Raw genomic sequence first — 414 nt, 5'->3', positions numbered from 1 at the left:
GAGTAGGACGTTGCCAGGCTAATATCATTCCGCAGTAGCTCAGCGGTAGAGCTATCGGCTGTTAACCGATCGGTCGTAGGTTCGATTCCTACCTGCGGAGCCATGATTGGAGAGCTGTCCGAGTTGGCCGAAGGAGCACGATTGGAAATCGTGTATACGTCACAAGCGTATCAAGGGTTCGAATCCCTTGCTCTCCGCCATGATATTTTTGGCCCGTTGGTCAAGTGGTTAAGACACCGCCCTTTCACGGCGGTAACACGGGTTCGAATCCCGTACGGGTCACCACTTTGGAGGATTAGCTCAGCTGGGAGAGCACCTGCCTTACAAGCAGGGGGTCGGCGGTTCGATCCCGTCATCCTCCACCATATATAAACATAGTATATGAATAGTATTATCGCGGGGTGGAGCAGTCTG

Annotated in this window: 4 tRNA genes; all 4 read left to right on the top strand. The window is 52.9% G+C overall.

From position 1 onward, the window contains the following. Positions 1 to 28 precede the first annotated feature (28 nt). The 4 genes from CN288_RS27515 to CN288_RS27500 all read left to right on the top strand — a co-directional run bounded on the left by CN288_RS27515 (position 29) and on the right by CN288_RS27500 (position 365). A tRNA-Asn gene (locus CN288_RS27515) sits at positions 29 to 103 on the top strand. 5 nt (positions 104 to 108) lie between these two features. Continuing rightward, a tRNA-Ser gene (locus CN288_RS27510) sits at positions 109 to 200 on the top strand. Positions 201 to 210: 10 nt separating this feature from the next. Then, positions 211 to 285: transfer RNA gene (locus CN288_RS27505), tRNA-Glu, on the top strand. Between the two features lie 4 nt (positions 286 to 289). After that, positions 290 to 365 (top strand) — tRNA-Val (locus tag CN288_RS27500). The last annotated feature ends 49 nt before the right edge of the window (positions 366 to 414 follow it).

Origin of the sequence: Bacillus sp. AFS023182 (genome assembly GCF_002560575.1) — a bacterium.
Classification (GTDB): Bacteria; Bacillota; Bacilli; order Bacillales; family Bacillaceae_G; genus Bacillus_A; species Bacillus_A arachidis.
Note: the sequence above shows the minus strand (reverse complement) of the source record. Positions and strands in the feature narration are given on the sequence as shown.